This is a genomic window from Halpernia sp. GG3 (genome assembly GCF_052976925.2).
Genome location: NZ_JBRIIR020000017.1, coordinates 301,471 through 322,935 on the forward strand (window position 1 = coordinate 301,471; position 21,465 = coordinate 322,935).

The 21,465-nt window shown below is 31.9% G+C and carries 19 protein-coding genes; 14 read left to right on the forward strand and 5 right to left on the reverse strand.

Annotated elements, in window-relative coordinates; translation table 11 throughout:
- The first annotated feature begins 20 nt into the window (after window positions 1-20).
- From ACVBED_RS10825 to ACVBED_RS10850, 6 genes are all read left to right on the forward strand, one after another.
- The gene (locus ACVBED_RS10825) at window positions 21-2,468 is read left to right on the forward strand and encodes a bifunctional UDP-N-acetylmuramoyl-tripeptide:D-alanyl-D-alanine ligase/alanine racemase (RefSeq protein ID WP_447120286.1); all 2,448 of its coding nucleotides are present in this window, start codon (window positions 21-23) and stop codon (window positions 2,466-2,468) included.
- A 2-nt stretch (window positions 2,469-2,470) separates the two neighbouring features.
- On the forward strand, window positions 2,471-4,615 hold the full coding sequence (locus ACVBED_RS10830; protein ID WP_447120287.1) for a patatin-like phospholipase family protein: 2,145 nt from the start codon (window positions 2,471-2,473) through the stop codon (window positions 4,613-4,615).
- 5 nt (window positions 4,616-4,620) lie between these two features.
- On the forward strand, window positions 4,621-5,028 hold the full coding sequence (gene ybeY / locus ACVBED_RS10835) for an rRNA maturation RNase YbeY (protein ID WP_447120288.1): 408 nt from the start codon (window positions 4,621-4,623) through the stop codon (window positions 5,026-5,028).
- A gap of 139 nt (window positions 5,029-5,167) precedes the next feature.
- Window positions 5,168-7,030, forward strand: a complete 1,863-nt coding sequence (gene mnmG / locus ACVBED_RS10840; RefSeq protein WP_447120289.1) for a tRNA uridine-5-carboxymethylaminomethyl(34) synthesis enzyme MnmG — start codon at window positions 5,168-5,170, stop codon at window positions 7,028-7,030.
- Window positions 7,031-7,059: 29 nt separating this feature from the next.
- Entirely contained in the window at window positions 7,060-7,680 is a 621-nt protein-coding gene (locus ACVBED_RS10845) for a YiiX/YebB-like N1pC/P60 family cysteine hydrolase (protein WP_473094993.1), read from the forward strand.
- Between the two features lie 20 nt (window positions 7,681-7,700).
- Entirely contained in the window at window positions 7,701-8,525 is an 825-nt protein-coding gene (locus ACVBED_RS10850) for a class I SAM-dependent methyltransferase (RefSeq protein ID WP_447120291.1), read from the forward strand.
- Window positions 8,526-8,647: 122 nt separating this feature from the next.
- On the opposite strand, the gene ACVBED_RS10855 is transcribed toward ACVBED_RS10850, so the two are convergent.
- On the reverse strand, window positions 8,648-9,838 hold the full coding sequence (locus ACVBED_RS10855) for a phosphoglycerate kinase (RefSeq protein WP_473094994.1): 1,191 nt from the start codon (window positions 9,836-9,838) through the stop codon (window positions 8,648-8,650).
- Between the two features lie 611 nt (window positions 9,839-10,449).
- On the opposite strand from ACVBED_RS10855, the gene rpiB reads away from it, so the two are divergent.
- The 8 genes from rpiB to tsaB are packed head-to-tail and all read left to right on the forward strand — an operon-like array spanning window position 10,450 to window position 16,919.
- On the forward strand, window positions 10,450-10,875 hold the full coding sequence (gene rpiB / locus ACVBED_RS10860) for a ribose 5-phosphate isomerase B (protein WP_447120292.1): 426 nt from the start codon (window positions 10,450-10,452) through the stop codon (window positions 10,873-10,875).
- A gap of 42 nt (window positions 10,876-10,917) precedes the next feature.
- Complete coding sequence (rnr, locus tag ACVBED_RS10865; protein WP_473094995.1) at window positions 10,918-13,068, forward strand: ribonuclease R; 2,151 nt, start codon at window positions 10,918-10,920, stop codon at window positions 13,066-13,068.
- Window positions 13,069-13,106: 38 nt separating this feature from the next.
- A complete protein-coding gene (locus tag ACVBED_RS10870) occupies window positions 13,107-13,790 on the forward strand; it encodes a LysE family transporter (protein WP_473094996.1) in 684 nt (227 codons plus the stop codon).
- Window positions 13,787-14,722 carry a S66 peptidase family protein gene (locus tag ACVBED_RS10875; RefSeq protein ID WP_473094997.1) on the forward strand — a complete coding sequence of 312 codons (936 nt, stop codon included), beginning with the start codon at window positions 13,787-13,789 and terminating at the stop codon, window positions 14,720-14,722. The genes ACVBED_RS10870 and ACVBED_RS10875 overlap by 4 nt, the downstream gene beginning before the upstream one ends.
- 1 nt (window position 14,723) lies before the next feature.
- Window positions 14,724-15,074 carry a DoxX family protein gene (locus tag ACVBED_RS10880; protein ID WP_473094998.1) on the forward strand — a complete coding sequence of 117 codons (351 nt, stop codon included), beginning with the start codon at window positions 14,724-14,726 and terminating at the stop codon, window positions 15,072-15,074.
- Window positions 15,074-15,445, forward strand: coding sequence for a YraN family protein (locus ACVBED_RS10885; RefSeq protein WP_473094999.1), 372 nt, complete (start codon window positions 15,074-15,076; stop codon window positions 15,443-15,445). Before ACVBED_RS10880 ends, ACVBED_RS10885 begins: the two co-directional genes overlap by 1 nt.
- Before the next feature lie 25 nt (window positions 15,446-15,470).
- Complete coding sequence (locus tag ACVBED_RS10890; RefSeq protein ID WP_473095000.1) at window positions 15,471-16,223, forward strand: SDR family NAD(P)-dependent oxidoreductase; 753 nt, start codon at window positions 15,471-15,473, stop codon at window positions 16,221-16,223.
- Between the two features lie 21 nt (window positions 16,224-16,244).
- The gene (gene tsaB, locus ACVBED_RS10895) at window positions 16,245-16,919 is read left to right on the forward strand and encodes a tRNA (adenosine(37)-N6)-threonylcarbamoyltransferase complex dimerization subunit type 1 TsaB (RefSeq protein ID WP_473095001.1); all 675 of its coding nucleotides are present in this window, start codon (window positions 16,245-16,247) and stop codon (window positions 16,917-16,919) included.
- A 2-nt stretch (window positions 16,920-16,921) separates the two neighbouring features.
- On the opposite strand, the gene porW is transcribed toward tsaB, so the two are convergent.
- The 4 genes from porW to ACVBED_RS10915 all read right to left on the reverse strand — a co-directional run bounded on the left by porW (window position 16,922) and on the right by ACVBED_RS10915 (window position 21,145).
- Window positions 16,922-19,405 carry a type IX secretion system periplasmic lipoprotein PorW/SprE gene (gene porW / locus ACVBED_RS10900; RefSeq protein WP_473095002.1) on the reverse strand — a complete coding sequence of 828 codons (2,484 nt, stop codon included), beginning with the start codon at window positions 19,403-19,405 and terminating at the stop codon, window positions 16,922-16,924.
- A gap of 83 nt (window positions 19,406-19,488) precedes the next feature.
- The gene (locus ACVBED_RS10905; RefSeq protein WP_473095003.1) at window positions 19,489-20,046 is read right to left on the reverse strand and encodes a Maf family protein; all 558 of its coding nucleotides are present in this window, start codon (window positions 20,044-20,046) and stop codon (window positions 19,489-19,491) included.
- Window positions 20,047-20,565, reverse strand: coding sequence for a KdsC family phosphatase (locus ACVBED_RS10910; RefSeq protein WP_473095004.1), 519 nt, complete (start codon window positions 20,563-20,565; stop codon window positions 20,047-20,049).
- Window positions 20,566-20,569: 4 nt separating this feature from the next.
- The gene (locus ACVBED_RS10915; RefSeq protein WP_473095005.1) at window positions 20,570-21,145 is read right to left on the reverse strand and encodes a Rossmann-like and DUF2520 domain-containing protein; all 576 of its coding nucleotides are present in this window, start codon (window positions 21,143-21,145) and stop codon (window positions 20,570-20,572) included.
- Window positions 21,146-21,465 lie beyond the last annotated feature (320 nt).

Consider the following 21,465-nt stretch of genomic DNA (forward strand, 5'->3'; position numbering starts at 1 on the left):
AGAATTGAGAATTAAGGTTCATGAATTACACTACTGCACAATTAGCAAAAATCACAAATTCGCAGTTGATAGGAAACGGTAATCTATGTGTAAAATCGATTGCATATGACAGTAGAATAATTTTCTCTACCATTGACACAGCTTTTATAGCCATCAATAGTTTTAAAAATTCAGGTGAAAAATACATCAACGAAGCGATTGAAAAAGGTGTTTCCATCATTATTTCGGCAAGTCAAATTTTTGAACATCCGAATATTACTTGGATCATTACCGAAAACACCACTCATTTTTTACAAAAATTAGCAAAATATCATTTTGAAGACAGCCATTTAAAAAGTATTGGAGTTACGGGAAGCAATGGCAAGACTATCGTGAAAGAATGGCTTTATCAATGTCTTTGGGACGAATTTCCAACGGTGAAAAGTCCAAAAAGCTTTAATTCTCAAATTGGCTTGCCACTTTCGCTTTTGCAAATAGAGCAGAAACAAGAACTTGGGATTTTTGAGGTTGGTATCTCAAAACCTGGCGAAATGGAAATTCTGGAAAATATATTTTCACCAGAAATTGGGATTTTAACGCATATTGGAACAGCACATTCTATAAATTTTGAGTCTGAAGAAGAAATTATCACAGAAAAATTAAAATTGTTTAAAGATTCTAAAACTATTATATTTAATGGTGATAATGATTTGGTTTTTAAATTGATAAATGAAATTTATTCTGCTAAAGAATTGATTTCTTACGGTTCAAAAAATAGAAATGATTATCATTTAATAACGGACTGGAAAAACGTAAATAAGGAAATAGAAGTCGAAAACAGAAACGAAAAATTTTCTTTTCCGGTAAAAGTTCGGACTGAAGCAACCGTTTTAAACGCAATTTGTATTACGGCAACTTTACGGCATTTGGGTTTTAAAATTCCAAAAATTATACAGAAATTAAATGCTATAAAATCTGTAGAAATGCGCTTAGAAAGCGTGGAAGGCACGAGACATAATTTAATAATAAATGATTCATTTAATTTAGATATCGATTCTTTGCAAATCGCCTATCAATTTATTAAAGAGTATCAAAAACCAAACAAAGTATTAATTCTCACAGATATTATTGACGTAAAAGAAAAGCCAGAAATTCTTTATCCATATATTTCAAAACTGACAAACGAGCAACATTTTAACCAGATTTTTTTAGTTGGTACAGAAATAACAAAATACAGCAATTTATTTTTAAACGAAGTTCACACCTTTGAAACTGCCGAGGAATTAATTGATAATCAGGTTATTAACAAAATCGAGAATTCAATAATTCTTTTGAAAGGCGCCAGAAAATTTGAAATTGATCGTTTAAAACTGACTTTAGAACTTCAGAAACATGATACTGTTTTGGAAGTCAATTTAAATAATATGCTGCACAATATTAATATTCATAAATCTTTACTAAAGTCTAAAACTAAAATGATGGCCATGGTAAAAGCCTATTCCTATGGTTTGGGAGGATATGAAATTGCGGAATTTTTACAACATCATTTGATTGATTATCTGGGCGTGGCTTTTGTGGATGAGGGAATTGAGCTTAGAAAAAAGGGAATTACCGTTCCTATAATGGTGATGAATCCTGAACAACAAAGCTATAATGGAATTATTGATTTTAATTTGGAACCAGAAATTTACAGTTTTAGAGTTTTAAAACAATTTATAGAAAAACTGCATCAAAAGGGAATTGAAGGAAAATATCCTGTACATATAAAGTTAGAAACAGGAATGCATCGTCTTGGTTTTAAAACTGAAGAATTAAATGAACTGATCGTTGAAATAAAAGAAAATAATCTGGAAGTTAAAAGTATTTTCAGCCATTTATCTTCCGCTGATGATCTTGAACAGAAAGATTACACAATGGATCAGCTTAGAGCTTTCACTACAAATTCTGATAAAATTATTACAGCTTTAAATTATCCCGTTCTGAGGCATATTTTAAATTCTTCAGGTATAGTTAATTATCCTGATTATCAGTTTAATATGGTGAGAATTGGAATTGGAATGGTCGGGATTTCTTCTAATTTAAAAATTCAAAAACAGTTAAAGTCTGCCGTTAGTTTAAAATCAGTAATTTCTCAAATCAACGAGATTCTTCCAGGCGAAAGCGTTGGCTATAATCGAAAATTTATTCCAAACATTAAAACTAAAATCGCCACTATTCCAGTAGGTTACGCGGACGGAATTCCGAGATTGATCGGAAATAGCGTGGGAAAAGTGGGGATCAATAAAACATTAAAACCAATCATCGGAAATATTTGTATGGACATGATGATGATTGAGCTGGGAGATTTGTCTGCAAAAGAAGGCGATGAAGTTATTATTTTTAATGATAATCCAAGTCTGCAGGATTTCGCAGAATACTGTCAAACAATACCCTATGAAGTTTTGACGTCAATTTCACGTCGTGTAAAAAGAATTTACATTAAAGATTAAAAATGAAAAATTTTCTAATATTTCTTTTTTTCATAACCTACTTTTTACCTAAATCTCAGATAAAAAAAGGTTTTATAATTCCGCCACATCCAAGAGTTGGTCTTTCCCTTAGTGGTGGTGGAGCAAAAGGTTTTACGCATATCGGTGTTTTAAAAGTTTTAGATTCTTTAGGTGTAAAAATTGATTATATCTCTGGAACCAGCATGGGCGCAATTGTTGGTGGACTTTATGCTTCAGGATATTCTGGAAAAGAAATTGAAAAAATTGTACTTGACACAGATTTTTATAATATAATCGCAAATGAAAAAACGCGCCAAGAAACTTCTTTTTTAAATAAATCTATTGACAAATATTTATTTACAATTCCTGTAAATAATGGAAAAATAAACGTTTTACCGAAGGCAATTTCAACGGGCCAAAAGAATATTTACCTGCTAAAGGAGTTATTTAGAAATGTTTCTACAATTACAGATTTTTCTAAACTTCCGATTCCTTTTATGTGTGTTGCGACGAATTTGGAGACTGGTTTCTTAAATATTTTCGAAAAAGGGGATTTATCCCAAGCTATTATGGCTAGTTCTGCTTTTCCGGGGCTGATGGATCCCGTTAAGATCGGTGATAGCCTCTATATTGACGGTGCAATGACTATAAATTACCCATCAAAACCGCTCAAAGACAAGGGAATTGATGTGGTAATTGGTGTAGATTTAAGTCAAGGTTTAGCAAAAAGAAGTGATTTAAACAGTGCTATTTCAATCCTGAATCAAGTAATCGATTTTGGCATTCAAAAAGAAACTAAGGTTCAGTACAAATATACAGATATCAATATTCATCCAAATTTAGGTAGTTTGTCGGCTACGAGTTACGATGCCAAAAAACAGATTTTAGATTCTGGATATGTGGAAGCAAAAAAATATGTTACCATTTTAAATGAGCTTCCAAAAAAGACTGATACCATTCTTCGAGCACCTATGACGGGTATTTATTCAAATGTTTACAAAATTGACAGTTTACAACTCCTCAATAATAATATTTTTAACAGAGCTTACATACTTGGCAAAATGAATCTTAAGACTCCTGCGTTACTTACGTACGGGAATATTAACAAGATGGTTGATAAACTTTATGCAACAAACAATTATAAATTAATTAATTATGACATTTTACAAAAAAATAATTTGAATATTTTAAGAATTGATGTTCAAGAAGATGATACAAGATTTTTTCTAAAATTTGGGCTTCATTACGATGAGATATTTAAAACCGGTCTACTCCTAAATGCTACCGTAAAACGATTATTTTTTCGTAATTCCACCATTTCGTTGGATGGAATAATTGGAGATAAACCACGTTACTATTTTAATTATTTCATTGATAACGGTTACATTCCGGGCTTTGGTGTTTACGCTTCTGGTATGAGTTTTAATACTAAAAATGGATCTGGAGATGTTCTTCAAACAATCAATTGGTTCCGTACAGAAGCATATATTCAATCGATCTGGCGAGAAAAATATGCTTTAGGAGGTGGAATTAGTAATGATATTTATAATATAAAAGGAAGTCCGACAGAGACATTTTATAATGCATATATTTTCTTAAGAAGTGATACTCAGGATGATAAAGAATTTCCTACCAGAGGGTTTTATTTAAATGCTGTGGGTAAAAGTATTGATTTATTTAAGAAGAATATATTAAGCAAATCCTATCAGGCAAAAGCTGATGTCAAAATTCATTTTCCTGTAAACAACCGCTTAACCTATTCTGTGCGTTTATTCACTGGTTTTACAGTGGGTACAGCCGATTACGAAAATTATAAATATAGCATCGGTGGTATATTTGATCAAAATTTAGTTAACTATGTTTCTTTTGAAGGTTTCCAACTGGGACAAATTAAAAATAACAACATCCTTTTAGCCTCAAATAGTCTCCAAATGAATGTCTCTAAAAATTTCTTTTTGATAGGAACTTTTAGTATTGCAAATTTATTCGATGAGATTCAAATAAAAGAATTTTTAAACGTCCGCTATAAATCTGCAGGAATAACCGTAGGTTATAAATCTCCCTTTGGCCAGATAAAAGCAAATTATAGCCATCCTTTAAATAATAGTCACGGTAATTTCAACGTCGTTCTCGGGCACTGGTTTTAAAAAATATGATTAATTACTTTTTTGAAAATATAGAAGCTATAGAAATTTCTAGTGATATTTCAGCTTGGTTAACTAATTTAATCACTGCTGAAAATAAAAAAATTGGAGAAATTACTTATGTTTTTTCTGATGATGATTATATTTTGAAAGTAAATCAGGACTATTTAAAGCACGATTTCTACACAGACGTCATCACTTTTGATTACGTTAAAGGCAAAATTATAAGCGGCGATATTTTCGTATCTTTACCGCGCATTTCAGACAATGCCAAAATGCTAAATAAAGACTTCAGAAAAGAATTTTTACGAGTTTTAGCACACGGCATTCTTCACCTTTGTGGTTATAAAGACAAATCGGATGAAGAAATTTCTCTGATGCGCGACAAAGAAGACCATTATATAACTCTTTTTTAGGAGCTATTTCCCGCTTTTCACTATATCTTTTTCTTCCGATTGCATTGGAATAAAAAGGATGCCGTTTCAATCGGGGCTAGTAATATTCTGATCTTTTTTGCAAATTTTTAATAATGTTTCACGTGAAACAATTTTGATTATGATAAACGAAATATACGATGTTATTGTTGTTGGCGGTGGTCACGCAGGTTGTGAAGCGGCTGCGGCGGCTGCAAATTTAGGTTCTAAAACACTTTTAGTAACAATGAATATGCAAACAATAGGACAAATGAGTTGCAACCCAGCTATGGGTGGAATTGCGAAGGGCCAAATCGTGCGTGAAATCGATGCAATAGGCGGCTATTCCGGAATTGTTGCGGATAAATCTGCGATTCAATTCAAAATGTTGAATCTTTCAAAAGGGCCTGCAATGTGGTCACCTAGAACCCAGAATGACAGAATGTTATTTGCAGAAGAGTGGAGAATCGCGTTAGAACAAACTCGAAATCTTGATTTTTTTCAGGACATGGTTAAGGAACTAATCATTGAAGATAATAAAGTTTGCGGTGTAAAAACCTCTTTGGGAATATCCATAAAATCAAAATCTGTAGTTTTAACAAACGGAACTTTTTTAAATGGTTTAATTCATGTTGGAGAAAAACAATTAGGAGGCGGAAGAATGGGTGAACCAAAATCATTTGGTATAACAGAACAATTGCAGAGTTTAGGTTTTGAAGCAGGCAGAATGAAAACGGGAACGCCAGCAAGAATTGACGGAAGAACGCTTGATTACAGCAAGATGGAAGAACAAAAAGGTGACGAAAATCCACAAAAATTTAGTTATTCTGATACGCCAAAAATTACCAGACAATTAAGTTGTCATATCGCTTATACAAACGAAAAAGTTCACGATATTTTACGCACGGGTTTCGAGAAATCTCCTATGTTTAATGGTACCATACAAAGTGTTGGACCGAGATATTGCCCAAGTATAGAAGATAAAATTAATAGGTTTGCAGATAGAAACAGACATCAACTTTTCGCTGAACCAGAAGGATGGAGAACTGTTGAAGTTTATTTAAATGGATTTAGTTCATCTTTGCCCGAAGATGTTCAAATCAAAGCGATGCAGGCAATTCCAGGCTTTGAAAACGCTAAAGTATTTCGCCCAGGCTATGCAATTGAGTACGATTATTTTCCACCAACGCAGCTGAATCATACTTTAGAAACAAAACTTATTCATAATCTTTACTTTGCTGGACAGATCAATGGAACAACGGGTTACGAGGAGGCAGCTGGTCAAGGTTTAATGGCAGGAATTAATGCACACTTAAAAATTAACGACAAACCCGAATTTATTTTAAATCGTGATGAAGCATACATTGGAGTTTTAATAGACGATTTAATAACAAAAGGAACTGATGAACCTTACAGAATGTTTACTTCAAGAGCAGAATACCGGTTGCTTTTACGTCAAGATAATGCAGATATTAGATTAACCGAAAAATCGTATCAAATAGGTTTAGCATCAAGCGAGCAACTGAAAAAAGTTGTAGAGAAAATTAATAAAAGTGATGAATTAGAAGATTATCTTAGCAAAACTTCTTTGAAGCCAACGGTTATAAATCCCGTTTTAGAAAGTGTGGATTCATCCCCAGTCGATCAAGCCTATCGTGCTACCCAGATTCTAACACGTCCAAATATTACTTTAAAAACATTAGAAGCTATATCAGATTTAAAAGAAAACTTTGCCCAATATTCCGACGAAGTTCGTGAACAAGCAGAAATTAATATCAAATACAAAGGATATATTGAGAAAGAAAAAGTAAACGTAGAAAAACTCAAGCGATTAGAAAACATTAAAATTTCTGAAACATTTGAATATCTTAATATCCCTTCGTTATCTTCCGAAGCAAGACAAAAATTGACAAAAGTTAAACCAAAATCACTGGCTCAAGCTGGAAGAATAAGCGGCGTTTCCCCATCTGACATTAATGTTCTGATGATTTACATGGCTAAATAACGGAATGTTTCACGTGAAACATTATACATATGAAGTTTTTCAATTTAATAATATTCCTCTTTCTAACTCAAAGCTGTAGTATTTCAAAATTGGCGCAGATTCACAATGGTGATTTACTATTTGTACAAGCACAAACAGAAAATTTATCTGGCGCAATCAGCCGCGTAACACAAAATAATCAATCAATTTCATTTGATCATATTGCAATTGTAGAAAAAACAGAAAGCAAAATAGCAGTTTTGGAGTCTTCTACAAAAAATGGTTCCAGTAAAATTTCCTTTAAAGAGTTTTTAAAAAATCACCATCACACTAAAGTTATTCTTTACCGTCTAAAGTCTCAATATCGATCCGCAATTTCCGATGCTATAATTACGGCAAATTCGATGCTCGGCAAGCCATATAATACAAGTTATATTTTAAATGAAAATTCTTACTACTGCTCAGATTTTATTGAAAGAAGTTTTCAAAAAGCTAATATATTTGAACTAAAACCGATGACGTTCATCAATTCAAAAACTGGAAAGACCGATTTATTTTGGAAAGATTTTTACAAAAAATTAAATTTAGAAGTTCCTGAAGGAAAATTAGGATGTAATCCAAATGGACTTTCTCAATCACCGAAAATTGAAAAAATAAAAGTTTTAAATTAATCTTGATTACTATTTTATAAATGAAAATTAAAGATCACTTCCTAACTCAGGAAACTTTTGAATTAAGAGAAACAGAAATTTCTGGTGTCTTTAAAACCTTCCCTATTCCGGAAGATCTAAGTCCTTATTATGATAGTAACAATTATATTTCTCACCATCAGGATTCTGGCAGTTTGAAAGAAAAATTTTATAAATACTTTCAGAAATTTAATCTAAATTATAAGAAAAATATACTTTCAAAATTTATACAAACTGGTCCAAAAATTTTAGATTATGGATGCGGCGCCGGTGAATTTTTAAAATATATTGAAAAAGATTTTCAGCCTTTAGGAATTGAACCGAACGAATCTGCAAAAAATTCCGCACTTAACAAATTAACCAAAGCAAAAATAATATCTGACTTAAATTCTATTGCAAATGGAAGTTTAGATGCTATTACTTTATGGCATGTTTTCGAACATGTAGAGAATCAAGATGAAGTTTTAAATCAATTTCATTTAAAATTAAAAAAAGGTGGAATTTTAATTATTGCAATTCCAAATCCCAATTCTTTTGATGCAAAACATTATGGAAAATTTTGGGCCGCTTATGATGTGCCAAGACATATTTTTCATTTTACCAAAACTGGAATGGAAAATTTAATTAAAAGTAAAAGCGAAAATTGGAAGCTAAAAAAAATTAGACCACTTCTACTCGATTCATTTTATATTTCGATGTTAAGCGAAAAATATAAAAAATCTTCCTTATTTTGGTTAAAAGGATTCATCTTTGGTGCGATTTCTAATTTTAAGGCCTCAAAAACCTACGAATTTTCAAGTTTGATATATATTATCGAAAAAAAATAGAAAATAAAATTTTGGTACATTTCTACAATCAAAATTTCAGTATTTTTTACCTAAATATATCAAAAATAAAAACTGACTACAATTTAATCAGTTTTATTTTTTTTAAGAATATTTAAAAATTTCTATTTGGTAATTGCAGCAACTCCAGGAAGTTCTAAGCCTTCCAAACTTTCCAACATCGCACCACCTCCAGTTGATACGTAACTTACTTTATCTTCAAATCCAAATTGTTTCACGAACGCAACACTATCGCCACCACCGATTAAAGAAAATGCACCAAGTTTAGTCGCTTCAGCGATACTCTCACCTAAAGCCACAGTTCCTTTAGAAAAATTATTCATTTCAAAAACGCCAATTGGTCCGTTCCAAAGAATCGTTTTAGAATTTACAATCACATCATTAAATAAAAGACATGTTTTAGATCCTGCATCTAAACCCATCCAATGTTCTGGGATTTTATAAATATCAACTTCTTGTTTTTCAGCGTCATTATTAAATTCTTTCGCAATAATTGTATCAACTGGCAAATAAACTTCTACATTATGCTTTTTAGCATTTTCTAAAATTTCTAAAGCCAATTGCATTTTATCCGCTTCTAAAAGAGAATCACCAATATCACCACCTTTCGCTTTAATAAAAGTGAAAGCCATTCCACCACCAATAATTAAATTATCAATTGCTGGCAGAATATTTTCTATGATTGTTATTTTTGAAGAAACCTTTGAACCACCAAGAATTGCAGTGATTGGTTTTTCACCAGAATTTAAAACTTTATCAATTGCTTTTAATTCATTTTCCATCAGTAAACCGAAAAACTTAGTTGAAGGAAAGAATTGTGCAATAACGGCAGTCGAAGCATGTGCTCTATGCGCTGTTCCGAAAGCATCATTCACATAAACATCTCCATATTTTGATAATTTTTCTGCAAAATCTTTATCACCATTTTCTTCTTCTTTATAAAAACGAAGATTCTCTAAAAGTAAAATTTCACCTGGTTTCAATTCATCAACCATCTTTGCAGTTCCTTCTCCCAACGAATCTTGAGCAAATTTTATTTTTCTTTCCAAGACTTTTTCAATGGTGGGAATAATATTTTTTAAAGAATACTTATCATTCTTTTCACCTTTTGGTCGTCCCAAATGTGTCATCAAAATCACTGAACCGCCTCTATCTAAAATTAGATCTAAAGTTGGTTTCACAGAAGAAATACGGGTATCATCCGTCACTTCTAATTTTTCATTTTGCGGTACATTAAAATCCACACGGACCAACACTTTTTTATCTTTGAAATCGAAATCGGAAATATTTTGCATAATTTTTTTGTTTTGACTTTAGCAAATTTAGGATTTCTAAACCATTTTAAAAAAATATAAATCGAAAAGTTACCCTACTCACAAAACCTATTCATTCATCATTATATTTCTTTATTATTAAAAAAGAGTATGAGTATTGTTGTTGGTCTTATTAGAATTGTGGAAAAGTAATTTTATTTATTTCTATTCATTTAAAAGTTAAATAACTGGTAGTTTACCAACACTCTAAAAGTATTGAAATCAAATAGTTAATCATTTTACAAGCAATTGTTAGTAAAGTTGAAAAATTTATTTTGTGTATAATAGTTCTATGGAAAAATTCTAAGAAAACTTTGAAAACTTTGAAAAAGTAATTTGAATAAAATAAAAATTAAATTTCCATTAGAAATAAAAATTGAGGTAAAAAAGACAAAAAAATAAAAACTTATCCACAGTCTATTTGTTATTTCTTAACAAAATTTTGGATTTCTTTAACAAAGTGTAATTTAAATTGTCTAATTCTTTTACTGACAATTATTTAATGTTTATTTTCTAATATTTTGTAATATAATTTTAAGCCAAACCATATTACTTCTACCAATTAAACCTTAAATTTGTATTAAAGGAAAAATATGAAAATAGCAATTGCAGCAGATCATGCAGGTTTTAAGTACAAAGAGCTGATTAAAAATCATTTAAAATTTGATTTTGAAGTGCAGGATTTTGGAACTTATTCTGAAGATTCAGTAGATTATCCAGATTTTGTTCACCCTGCTGCAAGTTCTGTTGAAAATAATGATAATGTTTTTGGAATTTTAATTTGTGGAAGTGGTGAAGGTGTTTCAATAACAGCAAATAAACATCAAGGAATAAGATGTGCACTTTGCTGGGAAGTGGAAATTGCACAACTGTCGCGCCAACATAATAATGCAAATATGATTTCTATTCCTGCGAGATTTGTTTCTGAAGAATTGGCAATTGCAATGGTTGAAGCATTTTTAAATACTGCTTTTGAAGGCGGAAGGCATCAGGACAGAGTAAACAAAATTTCCTGTTAAAAAAAATAATTCTAAATTTCCTTTTAGATTTAAAATAAATATATGAGTAAAAAGAAATATCAAAGCGATAAAAATAATAATAAACTTCAGGAAATTGGAAGATTGATTGTGAGATTTATGAATGAAAATTCTACTAAGATCTATAATTATAAACAGATTTCAGATGGAATTGATCATAAAAATCCACGTCAAAGAGAGCAAGTTATTCAGGCGTTGCATAAACTTTTGGCAAGTGAAAAGATAAAAGAAGTTGAAAAAGGAAAATACATAATCAACCTTAAAATTAAAGGCACTTTAACTGGTAAAATTGATTTTAACCAAAGTGGAAACGCTTATGTGAAAGTTGATGAACTGGAAGATGATGTATTCATTCACCAAAAAAATGTAAAAGATTCTTTGCAGGGCGATAAAGTTTTAATCGTCACCTATAATTTTAAAGGAAAGAAGTTAGAAGGTTCTGTAGTAGAAGTAATCGAAAGAAACCGGACAGAATTTGTTGGTGTGTTTCAATTGATTGAGCATAAAGATTTTGGATTTGTAGTTTGCGACAAAAAAGTATTAAATACAGATATTTTTATTTCAAGAAATCATTTCAATGAGGCAAAAGACGGTGAGAAAGTAGTTGTAAAAATGCTTAATTGGGAACCGGGAAATAAAAATCCGACAGGTGAAATTATTCAGGTTTTAGGAACGCCGGGAAATCATGAAACAGAAATTCACTCAATTTTAGCAGAATATGGTTTGCCATATGAATTTCCACCAGAAGTAGAAAGAGAGGCGGAAAATATTGACAAAAGGATTGGTGGAAAAGAATTAGAAAAACGCCGCGATATGCGTAAAATCTGCACTTTCACAATTGACCCGAAAGATGCAAAAGATTTTGATGATGCACTTTCAATCCAAAAATTAGAAAATGGAAATTGGGAAATTGGTGTTCACATTGCAGATGTTTCGCATTATGTGCAGCCGGGAACTCTTTTAGATGATGAAGCCTACAAACGTGCGACATCGGTTTACCTTGTAGATCGTGTTGTACCGATGCTTCCGGAAGTTTTGAGTAATGAAGTTTGCTCACTTCGTCCAAATGAAGAAAAATATACGTTTTCCGCCGTTTTTGAAATGAATGATAAGGCAGAAGTTGTGAGTGAATGGTTTGGCCGAACGATTACTTACTCTGACCGTCGTTTTGCTTATGAAGATGCGCAGGAAAGAATTGAGAATAAAGAAGGGGATTTGGTTGAAGAAATTTTGACTTTGGACCGACTTGCAAAAATTTTGAGGAAAGAGAGAATTGAAAATGGTGCCATTACTTTTGACAGAAGTGAAGTCCGCTTTAATCTCGATGAAAATAGCAACCCAATCGGAGTTTATTTTAAAACAAGCAAAGATTCCAATCACTTGATTGAAGAATTTATGCTTCTGGCAAATAAAAAAGTGTCTGAATTCGTGTCCTTAAAAAAAGGAAAGCCTACTCAAAATACTTTTATTTACAGAATTCACGAAGATCCGGATCCTGCAAAATTAGAAGCATTACGGGATTTTGTGGGAAGTTTTGGTTACAAAATGGATCTGGCAAATACAAAAAAAGTGGCGCAATCTTTAAATAAATTATTGCAGGACGTTCAGGGAAAAGGCGAAGAGAATATGATTGAAACTTTGGCGATGCGCAGTATGAGTAAAGCCATTTATTCTACCGATCCAATCGGCCATTACGGTTTAGGATTCGATTATTATTCGCATTTTACATCACCAATCCGACGTTATCCAGATTTAATTGCACACCGATTATTACAGCATTATTTAGATGGTGGAAGATCGCCTTATAAACCGGAATATGAAGAAAAATGCAAACACTGCAGTTCTATGGAACGCTTGGCAGCGGAAGCAGAGCGGGATTCTATTAAATTTATGCAAGTGAAATTCATGCAGGCGCATCTGAATGAAGAATTTACCGGCGTTGTTTCGGGTGTTGCAGAATTTGGGTTTTGGGTGCAAATACCAGAAAATGGTGCTGAAGGGTTAATTAAATTAAGAGATCTAATGGATGATTCCTACTCTTACAATAAAGCCACACACGCTGTTTACGGCAAACAATCCGGCAATAAATACCAATTGGGTGATGAGTTGAGAATAAAAGTGGTTAAAGCAAATTTAATTGCCAAGCAACTGGATTTTAAAATAGTTTCAAATTAATTTTCTAAAAAATAAAAGTAATTAATAAATTTTAGAAAATGCTTGAATTAATTTTTTTGGCCATCATTTTAGGATTAATGCTCAGCTTGGTTTTTATAGGTCCCATATTTTTTCTTTTAATTGAAACCAGTTTTAACCGAGGCCCAAAACATGCATTAGCACTTGACTTCGGTGTAATCTCTGCAGACTTACTTTGTATATGTGCCGCCTATTTTGCAAGCGATGATCTGGTTAATATTATTGATCAACACCCAGGATTTTACAGAATTTCTGCATTTATTATTTTCGTTTATGCTATTTACATGATTGTTTCTAAAACAAATATGCACCTAAAAGGCGAGCAGAAAATGATTGATCAAAATTATTTTAGAACCTTTTTCAATGGCTTTTTCCTTAATTTTTTAAATATTGGGGTTGTTTTGTTTTGGTTGGTAACCGTAATTTCCGTGAGAAGTTCTTACCCAAAAACAAGTGAATTTATACTTTATATCACGCTCGTAATTGGAACATACCTTTCAGTGGATTTAATAAAAATATTTTTAGCGAAACAATTTCATTACAAATTAACCCAAAAATTAGCCAACACAATACGTAAAAGTGTGGGAATAATCTTAATATTATTTAGTTTATTAATCTTCCTTCAAAGTTTTAAAAAATTCAACCAGTTTGATAAAAGATTAGAAAAAGCAGAACAAAAGGAACATTCTTTAAAACACAGATGAAGAAAATTATATATCCACGATCTTTAATAAAAGGTGACAAAATTGCTGTAATTTCTCCAGCCGGTTTTGTTGAAAAATCGACGGTTGAAAGGATGTTAAAATTAATTGAATCAAATGGTTATAAAGCTATTTTTGGTCAACACACATTTGGCAGTTACGATCATGGATATAAATATGGGGGAACAGAAGATGAAAGGCTTTCAGATTTAAATTGGGCTTTAAATGATACGGAAATTTCTGCAATTTGGACAACACGCGGAGGTTATGGATGCATGCATTTATTAGAGAAATTAAGTTTAAAAGATTTTAGGGAAAAACCGAAATGGTTTATTGGTTATTCTGACAATACAGCAATTCAAAGTTATTTGCTTAAAAAAGGTTTCGCATCAATTAATGGACAAACTTTAAAAACTTCGTCTTTTGGCGTTTCTGAAGAAAGTTATGATCAAACATTTCAAATATTAAAGGGAAAACTTCCTAATTATAAAATCGATAAAAACCATTATAATAAGGACGGAAACGCAGACGGAACTTTAATAGGCGGGAATTTAACTTTAGTTTATGCGCTTTTAGGCACTAAATATTCTTTTGATTTTATAGACAAAATATTATTTATAGAAGAAATAGGTGAGAATTTTTACGCTTTAGACAGAATGATCATGAGTCTGGAATTAGCTGGAGTTTTCAAAAAAATAAACGGTCTAATTATTGGCGGAATGTTCAATATGGGCGACGAAGATGAAAATAAAGATTATGAAGATAGTTTTGACGAAATGGCTTATCAAATTATTTCAGAACGAATCTCAAAATATAAATTCCCCACTCTTTTTGGCTTTCCAAACGGACATATTTTTGAAAATAAGCCACTAATAATGGGCTCAAATATTAGTTTAAAAGTCGGGAAAATCAATCAGGTAAAACACTTAGTATAAAATGGTATATTCAAAATATTTGCTTGTCGCAACACTATTGTTCGCGGGATCAATGCATTTTGCAAGGCCTCTTTTTTTCATAAAAATAATGCCGAGTTATATTCCATTTCATTTAAAATTGGTTTATCTAAGTGGATTAGTTGAAATTATTTGTGGTTTACTTCTACTTTTTCCACAAACTCAAACTTTCGGAGCCTATCTTGCAATTCTTTTGTTTGTCGCGGTATTTCCGGCAAATATAGAAATGGCGAAAGATTACTATATCGCCCACGACAAATATTTTTGGATTACGGTGTTACGTTTACCACTCCAAATTTTATTGATTTTGTGGGCTTATCAATTTCGAAAATAATGGCAGATCACAACGAATTTGGAAAACTTGCAGAAGATTTGGCTGTTAAATTTTTAGAAGATTTAAAGTATAAAATTTTAGTGCGGAACTTTAGATTCATGAAGGCTGAAATTGACATTATCGCAGAATTTGAAAATGAGATAATTATAATTGAAGTCAAAGCGCGTAGTACGGATGCTTTTATGGAGCCGCAAGAAGCCATTAATAGAAAGAAAATGAGACTTTTAATTTCTGCTGCTAACGAATTTTCTGAAAATTATAAAAAGGATCTGAATACCAGATTTGATGTGATCACGATTCTTCCGGATGACAAAAAGAAACTTCAAATCACACATATTATTAATGCTTTTGAAAGTATTGACAGCAATTAATAAAATTAAAAAAAATTTTGAATAAATGAAAACAGTATTAATAACAGGTGCCACTTCGGGAATAGGTGAAGCGACAGCCAAACTTTTAGCCACGCAAAATTATCGATTAATTTTATGTGGAAGAAAGGAAGAAATTTTAGGAAATTTAACCAAGGAACTTTTAGATTACACAGAAGTAATTAGTTTAAATTTTGATGTCCGTTCAAATGAGGAGGTTAAAAAAGCTTTTCAAAGTTTACCAAATGACTGGCAAAATATTGATATTTTAATTAATAATGCTGGAAATGCACATGGTTTGGAACCATTATCAGAAGGAAATGTGGAAGATTGGGATGCGATGATTGACAGTACTATTAAAGGGCTTTTATATGTTTCAAAAGAAATAATTCCGGGTATGAAAATAAAAAACTCTGGTCATATCGTAAATATTTCTTCAGTTGCCGCAAGACAAACCTATGTAAATGGTGTTGTTTATTGTGCTTCAAAAAGGGCCGTTGATGTAATTTCTGAAGGAATGCGTTTGGAACTAACGGAGTTTGGAATCAAAGTATCTAATGTACAGCCTGGCGCGGTTGAAACAGATTTTTCTAAAGTAAGATTTAAAGGAGATAATGAACGCGCGGCGAAAGTTTATGATGGTTATGAAGCTTTGAAGCCAGAAGATATCGCAGATTTAATCGCGTATATTATAAATGCTCCGAAACATGTTTCAATTGCAGAAGTTGCAATTTATCCCACGGCGCAAGCCGAACCAAGAACAATTTACCGAAGAATTTAAAAATTATTTTAAGTTTGCACCATGAAAATTTTGTATCTCGAAAGCTCCTCAAAAAACTGCTCTGTCGCCATTTCTGAAGGCGAAGAACTACTTTGTTTATGTGAAGAAGTTTCTGAAAATTATAAGCAGTCAGAATCGCTACATCAGTTTGTAGAATGGGCTTTGGAAGGCGCAGAAATAAAATTGCAGGATTTAGACGCGGTTTGTCTCGGAAAAGGGCCAGGTTCTTACACAGGATTGAGAATTGGTGCAGCTTCAGCGAAAGGGTTTTGTTTTGGCTTAAATATCCCCCTAATTTCTGTTGCTTCGATGGATTCTATGGTTGAACCATTTTTAAATCAGGAATTTGATTTTATTATTCCTCTAATTGATGCAAGAAGAATGGAAGTTTACACTTCTATTTATAATAAATTAGGTGACGTAATTTCAAAAACAGAGGCATTAATTTTAGATGAAAATTCTTTCGCCGCATACACCAACAAAAAAACGCTATTTATCGGCGACGGCGCAATAAAAGCACAGGATATTTTAAATTTTTCGTCTGCAGAATTTGGAGAAAAGGTTTATCCTTCAGCGCAGTTTTTAATTAAAAAAGCGGTAGATAAATTTATCAGCAAAGACTTTGAAGACATTGCCTATTTCGAGCCTTTTTATTTAAAAGATTTTCAGGGTATAAAAGCTAAAAAAAGAATTTGACTTTAATTTACTGGACTTTTCGATCGATTTTTTAAAATTGGTGGTCCAATTTGTTGATTTCCACTCCGGATACCCTTTAATGCTTCTCCCTCAATTGCAGGATCTTGCAGCTGCGATGTTTTAGTCTCAGAAGTAGGTTTAATCAAATTGTTTTCTATAACTTTCTGACCAGTTACATCCGTTTTTTCTACTGAAATTTCGCTTTTGAGATATTTCAACATATCCTTTGCTTTTTCCCCTTCTGCAGTTTTGCTATAGTTTAGTGCGATCTGTTCTAATTGCAAAATCATAATTTCTTTTCCGGAAGTTTTGCCATTATTAAAGGCATTTAGCAAGGTAAATTTTGGAACTAAACCATCTTTAGGATATTTTTCTAGAGCCTTTTCAATTACTTTTTTAGATTCCTCAAATTTTTCCTTTTGGTATAAATCAAAAGCTTCTGCATAAGTTTTTTCAACATCTGGAGAAGATTGTGAAAAGTTATTGTTTTTAGGATTTTTCACATATTCTGCATAAGAACTGTATGGAAAATCACTTAAAATTAGCGCCTTTGCGCGTTCTGCCGCTGGTGGATTTTTCTCATGATTCATTGAGAAAATTTGGTATAATGCCTGCAATTTTACATCGTCTTCCGGTTTTACATCAACCAGATCATAAAGGGTTTTTGTCGCTAATTTTGTATTGCCGAAATAAGCATCAAACATTCTGCCTAATCCTAAACTTGCGGTATCCCGTGCTTTTTTCAAAGCAAAAATTGCAGCTCCATCAGTTGGTATTTTTTCAATGTAGAAACTCGTTTCTAATCTTCTTGGATCTTTGGTGGAAGTTTTTCCTAAAGCTTCATCTTTTAAATCCTGAAGTGTATTTACGCGTACAGATGTACGCCAATTATCAATTAAAGAACGATCGCCCCAAGTTCTTTTAAAGTCAGATTCGCCTTTTGAAACTGCATTTTGATTTGCAAAATAAAAGCCTTTAGATGAAATTCCTGTATTATCCTGAAAATTACTTGCGCCGGATGTATTAAAAATAGAATTAGCATTATAATCTCCTGTATCAAAACCTTTGCTATGTTCATCTCGTTTTTGTTGTGCTAATGCTGCATCTTCTTTAGCTTTTATACCGTCAATATATTTTGTAAAATAAGATACCTTTTCAGCTTCTGTCATTTTTGCAAGACTTAAAATGCTGTCATTTTTTTTAATAAGGTAGTAATTGGCAGTCAATTTTTTAATGTTTCCAGACTGCTCTTTTAATAAAATTTTGGTGGGTTCATAATTCATCACAACTAAAGCAGAATCATAATAAGCACCTGCAGACAGATAATCATCTTTATCAAAATAAGCTTTACCAATTTCAAAATAGTCTAAACCTCTGATCTGTGGATCAGATATTTTTTCCTTTAAAGATTTTGCAAAAAATTCCTTGGCCTCATCGGGTTTTTCCGCTTTATTTGCCATTAATCCAAGGGCATAATAAAATTCATTTTTTCGGCTGCCGTAAATTCCTTTTTTGCTGATTTTTTCTAAATAATTTTTAGCACCTTCGTAATCATCGTCTTTGCCATTAAATGTTTTTGCAATTTCTACTTGAGATTTTACCTCAAATTCAAAGTCATTTGCATTTTTATACGCGGTCACAAAGCTTTCGCGAGCGTCTTCATTCTTGCCTAAATTTGCCAAAATTTGACCTCTTAAAAATGAAACTCTGCTACGGATTTTTTTGTTTTTATTTAGAACATAAGCATTTTCTAACTCATCAATTGCCGCGTCCTTTTTATTATATTTTAAAAGCATTTCTGAGTAATAAAGGCTTGCAAGTTTGCGGTAATCCTTCTTTATTTTGTTTTTCTTTAAGTCTAGAAAAAGCTCATTGGACTTATAATAGTTTTCCATTTTGGAATAAGCAAAAGCCTCATAAATTTTCGCCAATGGCAACCTTTTATCCTTTTTCATGTGCGCAAAAATATAGTTCAAAGCATCTAAACTTTCCAAAGGTTTATTTTGGTAAATTCTTGATTGAGCCAATATCAGGTGCGCATCAAACATTTTCTTGTTTTTTTCTACTCCATTTTTAAGGACAGCATATTTATCAATTGCTTTTAGTGCTTTCGCTTCAGAAATTTGTAAGATAGTTGCACTTTTTGAGGCTGAATTGCCATTGCTATTATTGCCGTTCGGAGAAGGGGCTCCAAGTCTGTCGTTAGAAAACGAGGGAATATTTTCTGGGGCATTTCCACTATTTAAATTGTTTAATAACGATGAGTCATCTTCGTAAGTAAGTAACTGAATATATGGCGCATAGAAATTATCTTTATGGGATTTGTCTCTGTTTTTTAATTCGGTTTCCAGCGCTTCTTTGCTATTAAATAAAGTGTTGTAATAAGTGAAAAAACCATTCATAAAAGTAGAATCACTCGTTTTTTTACGGGTGGAGCAAGAAATAATTAAGAAAGAACTGAAAAGAAAAAATAATAGTTTTTTCATAAATAGATATATAACTAAGGAAACCCGATTTTAGTATCGCATAACAGAGTTTTTTGTAAAAATAGTAAATTTTTTAATTGAAATTAGAGCCTATTTTGTAACATTTGATAAACTAAATGTGTTGGAAAACCCATAATTGTGTAAAAGTTACCATCTATTTTTTTAATCTTAGCCATTCCCAGCCAATCTTGTATACCATAACTCCCGGCTTTATCTAAAACCTGAAAATGTGTGATGTAATATTCAATTTCCGCAGACGTTAAATCATCAAAGTAGACTTTTGCCACATCAGTTTTTGTGATTAAATTTTCTTTTGTTCTTAAAGTGACGGCCGTGAAAACCTCGTGCATGTTACCAGATAGCACTTGTAGCATCGCCTTTGCCTCATTTGCTGATTTTGGTTTTCCTAAAATTTCTTTGTTAATCACGACAATGGTATCGGCTGTTAATAAAACTTCGTCTTCTTTTAATACTCTAAAAGTCGAGGATTTTAGTTCTGACAAATACGCCGCAACTTTTTCAAAAGCTAAATCTTTAGGATAGATTTCTTCGCAATTTAATTTTACGGTCTTAAAATCATAACCCAAACTTGCTAAAAGTTCTTTTCGCCGCGGCGATTCTGAGGCTAATAATAATTTCATTTAAACTGATTGCGTATTATCTTCAAGCCAGGTTCCCTGCACTTTCATCACTTGCTCTATCACATCTCGAACGGCGCCTTTTCCACCTTCCATTGGTGAAACGTAATCTGAAATTAATTTAACATCTGGCACGGCATTCTTCGGACAGGCGGAAATTGCTGCGAGTTCCATCATTTCTATATCCGGAATATCATCGCCCATGCAAAGAACTTCTTCATCATTTAAATTATATTTTGATTTGAAATTTTGATAATCATTTAATTTGTTATGCGATTTTGGGTAATAATCTTTTATTCCTAAATATTCTATACGGTTTTTAACCATCGGATCATTCCCGCCCGTAATTACTCCGATAAAATAATCAGATTTAGTGGCTTTCACAACAGCTAAACCATCTAAAACATTCATTACGCGAGCCATACTTCCATCAGGTAAAAGATAAATACTTCCATCTGTGAAAACTCCATCAACATCAAATACGAAGGCTTTAATGTATTTTAATTTATTTTTATAACTCACTTTTTTATTTTTTGTACATGTTTTTTATGGAATTATTCATCACCTCAAAAATGGCTTTAGCATCTTGATCAATTATTAGTTTTTCGTGCGATTTTAAAACTTCATCATCTTCTCTTATTGCTGGCCCAGTTTGCGCATCTTTCGGGGAAATTTCATAAATCTTTTGAACAGTTTCATCTATTAAAGGGAAAAAACATTCAAATGGAATATTTTGACCATCTGAAATTTCTTTGGCTTTTGCAAAAAGATGATTGGTGAAATTACACGCAAAAACGGCCGTTAAATGGATGTACCTTCTTCGCTCAAAATTTGACTTGATCACTTTAGAGGAAATCTTCAACGCTAAAGTTTTAAGTAAATCCAAATCGCGCTCATTTTCTGCTTCTATGAAAAAAGGAATTTTAGTATAATTTAAACTTTTAGTTTTAGAAAATGTTTGTAAGGGGTAAAAACTTGCTTTTCTATAATCTCCATTAAGTTTTTCTTTTTCCAAAGATCCTGAAGTATGCGCAACTAGACAATTTTTAATTGTAATTAACTTAGAAACATCTCTAATGGATTCATCTTTTACGGCAATCATATATAAGTCTGCATCTGCCAGTTTAGAGGTGGAAAAAGGAATATTAAATTTATCGCTTATTTCTTTTAAATCGTTTCCATTTCTACCGAAAACTTGTAATATTTCAATTTTATTTAATGTAAACGCTTTCGCTAAGTAATATCAACATTTCCAAAGCCCAGTTTTACAATTTTCATTAGACAAAATATAAAAAATTCACGCAATCTTTAAGATAAATTTAATTTTTCATTAATTTTACTGGATTAAACTTTGTTACTTTTGAGGTTAGTTTTCTTGTGATTTAAGATTTAACTTTTAACATTTCTTATCAAAGAATGTAC

Excerpts from the sequence above, each read along its gene's own strand:
- mnmG (WP_447120289.1), top strand. The coding sequence starts at position 5,168 with ATGATAAACGAAATATACGATGTTATTGTTGTTGGCGGTGGTCACGCA.
- rpiB (WP_447120292.1), top strand. The coding sequence starts at position 10,450 with ATGAAAATAGCAATTGCAGCAGATCATGCAGGTTTTAAGTACAAAGAG.
- ACVBED_RS10885 (WP_473094999.1), top strand. The coding sequence starts at position 15,074 with ATGGCAGATCACAACGAATTTGGAAAACTTGCAGAAGATTTGGCTGTT.
- ACVBED_RS10825 (WP_447120286.1), top strand. The coding sequence starts at position 21 with ATGAATTACACTACTGCACAATTAGCAAAAATCACAAATTCGCAGTTG.
- ACVBED_RS10870 (WP_473094996.1), top strand. The coding sequence starts at position 13,107 with ATGCTTGAATTAATTTTTTTGGCCATCATTTTAGGATTAATGCTCAGC.
- rnr (WP_473094995.1), top strand. The coding sequence starts at position 10,918 with ATGAGTAAAAAGAAATATCAAAGCGATAAAAATAATAATAAACTTCAG.
- ybeY (WP_447120288.1), top strand. The coding sequence starts at position 4,621 with ATGATTAATTACTTTTTTGAAAATATAGAAGCTATAGAAATTTCTAGT.
- ACVBED_RS10880 (WP_473094998.1), top strand. The coding sequence starts at position 14,724 with ATGGTATATTCAAAATATTTGCTTGTCGCAACACTATTGTTCGCGGGA.
- ACVBED_RS10845 (WP_473094993.1), top strand. The coding sequence starts at position 7,060 with ATGAAGTTTTTCAATTTAATAATATTCCTCTTTCTAACTCAAAGCTGT.
- tsaB (WP_473095001.1), top strand. The coding sequence starts at position 16,245 with ATGAAAATTTTGTATCTCGAAAGCTCCTCAAAAAACTGCTCTGTCGCC.
- ACVBED_RS10830 (WP_447120287.1), top strand. The coding sequence starts at position 2,471 with ATGAAAAATTTTCTAATATTTCTTTTTTTCATAACCTACTTTTTACCT.
- ACVBED_RS10915 (WP_473095005.1), bottom strand. The coding sequence starts at position 21,145 with ATGATTGCCGTAAAAGATGAATCCATTAGAGATGTTTCTAAGTTAATT.
- ACVBED_RS10890 (WP_473095000.1), top strand. The coding sequence starts at position 15,471 with ATGAAAACAGTATTAATAACAGGTGCCACTTCGGGAATAGGTGAAGCG.
- ACVBED_RS10850 (WP_447120291.1), top strand. The coding sequence starts at position 7,701 with ATGAAAATTAAAGATCACTTCCTAACTCAGGAAACTTTTGAATTAAGA.
- ACVBED_RS10875 (WP_473094997.1), top strand. The coding sequence starts at position 13,787 with ATGAAGAAAATTATATATCCACGATCTTTAATAAAAGGTGACAAAATT.
- ACVBED_RS10855 (WP_473094994.1), bottom strand. The coding sequence starts at position 9,838 with ATGCAAAATATTTCCGATTTCGATTTCAAAGATAAAAAAGTGTTGGTC.
- ACVBED_RS10905 (WP_473095003.1), bottom strand. The coding sequence starts at position 20,046 with ATGAAATTATTATTAGCCTCAGAATCGCCGCGGCGAAAAGAACTTTTA.
- porW (WP_473095002.1), bottom strand. The coding sequence starts at position 19,405 with ATGAAAAAACTATTATTTTTTCTTTTCAGTTCTTTCTTAATTATTTCT.